This is a genomic window from Cellvibrio sp. (assembly GCF_053579595.1).
Map to the genome: position 1 here is coordinate 1 of NZ_JBRFPI010000377.1, position 4,330 is coordinate 4,330.

The window sequence follows — 4,330 nt, forward strand, 5'->3', positions numbered from 1 at the left end:
AAGGGTGAGTCCGCCGAAAAAGACCAGGCCATCACCCTGTTGAAACAATTGAAAAACGGCAAAGATGGCTACTACTTTGGCTACGATGGCAGCTCGATACGGGTGTTTTCCGGCAGTGACAGTGCGCGTATTGGCGACAGCTTTCGCGACTACAAAGACGTTAATGGCGTCTTCCTGATCAATGAGCTGGTCAAGCAGGGGCAGGCGGGCGGCGGTTTTGTCACCTACCATTTTCCACGTTTAGGCCAGGGCGATACTGCCTATCCAAAACTCAGCTACGCCATTTGGCTCGACAAGTGGGACCTAATGCTGGGAACCGGGTTTTATATAGATAGTATCGATAGTGCGGTCGCTTCGGCACGCGCAGTGGCTGATGAACACATCACCGCGACATTGATGTGGGTTTTTGTGGCGGCGTTGGTATTGCTGGGGGCGATTGCGCTGCTCGCGATATATATTGCCAATAAAACGCTGGCTCCACTCAACGGTTTGGTGCGCAGCCTGGAAGATATAGCGCGTGGCGGTGGCGATTTGACTCGTCGTCTGACACGTACCAGCAACGATGAAATCGGTGCGGTTATTTCGGCGTTTAACAGTTTTGTGGATTCCATTCACGGGATGATCCAGCGTATCCAGCAGCTCACCCTGCAAGTTGCAAGTATCAGCCAGCAGGTCTCGCAAGACACCAGTGCTACCTACCAAACCCTTGAACAGCAACGTGAACAAACCTTGCAAGTTGCCAGTGCCATCAACGAAATGGCAGCATCTGCAGTCGAAGTTGCCCGTAGTACGCAAGATGCGGCTGCGGCCGCCAATCTGGCTGAATCTACTACCAAAGATGCACAATCAACCGCCGCCAAGTCGATCGATAACATTCAGGCGCTTTCTTCTGAAGTGAAGCTCAACACCGAGGGATTGCAGCTGTTGCAGCAGGATGTGAATGGTATTGGCGCTGTGTCAGATGTTATTCGTGGTATCGCCGAGCAAACCAATTTGCTCGCGCTCAACGCTTCCATTGAAGCGGCGCGGGCTGGCGAACAGGGGCGCGGGTTCGCGGTGGTAGCGGATGAAGTGCGCGCATTAGCCGCGCGCACCCAGTCATCCACCCAAGAAATTCAAGCTATGATTCAGCGCTTGCAAGCCAGCACTAACAGCGCCAGCGAGTCGATCAAGCGCAGTTTGGTCAAGGGCGATGTCTCGGTCCAGATGGTCTGTGCCACCTCGGAGGCGCTCGGTGCAATCGACCAGCAAGTCAGCACCATCAGTCAGCGCGGCTTGCAAATTGCCACCGCTGCAGAAGAGCAAACCCAAGTGATTGAGTCGATTAACCGAAGCATGCATGTGATTGCTGATGCTACCGAATCCGCAGGTCGCTATGCGGCGCGCTCCAACCAATCAGGAGACGAGTTGGCCAGCGTCGGTGCAGAGTTACAACAATTGGTTGGAGAGTTTAAAACCAGATAATTGTCTTATTTTGGTGCAAGAGCAATGAGTTGCTCGCAAGTTATAGCGGTTGTTCAGCGCCTCTCTTGCACCAACAAAAAACAAACCCATGCCCGACAAGTGAAAAACTGCATTTAGATGATGCAGAAAATATGGTGTGGAGGCTGCATCTGACTGCAACAGGGGGAGCTTTTTTGAAAAAATTCAAAATTACTCTCATGAAATCAATAGGTTAAACTGTCTTCGCCACTTCCATCAGCCACTGGCATAGCGCTTGCTAAACCCCTCCCAATGAGGAGTTGCAAGTCTATGTCTGAATCCGTTCTTGAAAACGATAGTAAATCCGTGCGTTCAGTGTGCCCTTATTGTGGTGTTGGCTGCGGCATGGTGCTGGAAACTGACGGCAAAAAAATCACCAAGGTCACGGGTGATAAAAACCATCCCTCCAATTTTGGCCGCCTGTGCACCAAGGGCCAGACCAGCGCCCAGGCGCTCACCAATTCCGGCCGAATGGAATCCGCTTTTGTGCGCAGCGAGCGCAACCGAGATCCCGTAATGACACCCATGGCGCAGGCTATCAGCACTACCGCCAAGCGCCTGCGTGAAATTCTGGATAAGCACGGTCCCGATGCCATCAGTTTTTATGTTTCGGGGCAGATGTCGATTGAATCCCAATACCTCGCCAACAAACTCGCCAAAGGTTTTTTACGCACCAACAATATCGAATCCAATTCGCGCTTGTGTATGGCGAGTGCAGGCGCCGGTTACAAGCTCTCGCTCGGCTCCGATGCGCCACCCGGTTCCTACCAGGATTTTGACCACAGCGATTTGTTTTTGGTGATTGGCGCGAACATGGCCGACTGCCACCCGATTTTGTATTTGCGCATGATGGATCGCGTCAAAGCCGGTGCGAAATTAATTGTGGTCGATCCGCGCCGCACTACAACCGCGGACAAAGCGGATCTGTATCTGCCGATCAAGCCTGGCACTGATCTCGCGTTCTTAAACGGTCTGTTATTTTTGCTGCACAAAAATGGTAAAACTGATCCAGAATTTATCGCGCAATACACGCAAGGCTGGGAAAATTTTCCGATATTTTTAGCGGATTACACACCGGAAAACGTCAGTGAGATAACCGGTCTCTCAATCGAGTCGTTGATTAAAACTGCTGACATGATCGGCAATGCGCCCGAGTTTATGACTTGCTGGACCATGGGCTTAAACCAAAGCACTCACGGCACCTGGAATACCAATGCAATTTGCAATTTACATTTAGCGACAGGAAAAATTTGTCGCCTCGGCAGCGGCCCTTTTTCACTTACCGGACAACCCAATGCCATGGGCGGGCGCGAGATGGGTTATATGGGCCCGGGTTTACCGGGGCAGCGCACATTGCTAATGGAAAAAGACCGTGAATTTATCGAAAATCTGTGGGGTGTTGAACCGGGCAGTATCAGCACCAAACTCGGCAAAGGCACCGTCGATTTGTTTGAGCGCATGGCTGCCGGCGAAGTAAAAGCTTGCTGGGTAATTTGCACTAATCCGGTTGCGTCTGTCCCCAATCGTAAAATCGTTATTGAAGGTCTGCAAAAAGCAGAATTGGTCATCGCACAGGATGCGTTCCTCGATACCGAAACCAATCGCTACGCCGATATTTTATTGCCCGGTGCGTTATGGGCGGAAGCCGAAGGGGTGATGATCAACTCCGAGCGCAATATCACCCTCATGCAAGAAGCAGTGAGCCCACCCGGTGAAGCTATGGCCGATTGGGAAATTATTGCGCGCGTCGCCTGCGAGATGGGTTTTAGTGAGGGATTCAGTTTTAATTCCGCCGCTGACGTATTTGAAGAAATCAAACAAAGTTATAACCCCAAAACTGGGTACGATTTGCGCGGTGTTAATTACACACGTTTGCGCGAGTCGCCACTGCAATGGCCCTGTGCCGATGAAACCTCTACGCGCAATCCGATCCGCTATTTAAATACCGGTATCAATCAACCATTAAAGTTAATGGATGATGGCAGCGCTCCTTTGCTGCAATTTGCGACTGATTCTGGCAAAGCTATTTTTCATGCGCGCCCCCATGTAAATCCGGCTGAAATGCCTGATGCTGAATTTCCCATGGTACTAAATACCGGCCGCGTTCAGCACCAGTGGCACACGCTGACTAAAACCGGAAAAATTGCCACGCTCAATAAATTAAATCCTGGCACCTTTGTGGAAATTCATCCGCAAGATGCGGCTGAATTAGGTATCAAAAATAAAGACAAAGTGGAGATCCGCTCGCGTCGCGGCTACGCTATTTTACCTGCGGTGGTGACGGATCGCGTGCAACCTGGCTGCTGTTTTGCACCCATCCACTGGAACGATGTCTACGGCGATAACCTCTGTATCAATGCAGTGACCAGCGATAAAATCGATGCAATTTCGCAGCAGCCAGAATTAAAAATAGCCGCCGTCGCACTTAAGCGTGTCGACGTATTTGTGGAGGAAAAAGATTCCGCCGAAAATTCCGCTGCCCACGACTATGATTACACCAGCTCTATGGCTTTTGCCGCCGTGGCTGAGGAAACCAGCATGACCCTGATTAAAACCTTCGCCGAAAAAATCGGCGTAGTAGAAGCCGTAGCCCCCAATTTCTCAGAAGCCGAGCGCACTTATCTGGGCGGTTATATCAGCGGCCTGCACGCTACTGCAAAGTTAATTTCCGCTGTGCCCGCACTGCCTGCAGATGCACCTATTAATCCCAATCATCGCACCTGGGTAAATGGTCTGCTTGCGGGTATGTTTAGCCGTGTGCTTCCTATGGGGGTTACATCTATGGCTGCACCTGCACAGCCCAAACCTGAATTGCTGCTGCTCTGCGCTTCGCAAACTGGCAATGCAG

General features: G+C 51.3%; 2 protein-coding genes. Both read left to right on the top strand.

Annotated features, from left to right (window positions below):
- On the top strand, window positions 1-1,464 hold a 1,464-nt coding region (locus ACWA6V_RS18035; RefSeq protein WP_449523792.1), incomplete at its 5' end, for a methyl-accepting chemotaxis protein.
- A 288-nt stretch (window positions 1,465-1,752) separates the two neighbouring features.
- The coding region (locus ACWA6V_RS18040) for a molybdopterin-dependent oxidoreductase (protein WP_449523793.1) at window positions 1,753-4,330 on the top strand (2,578 nt) is incomplete at its 3' end.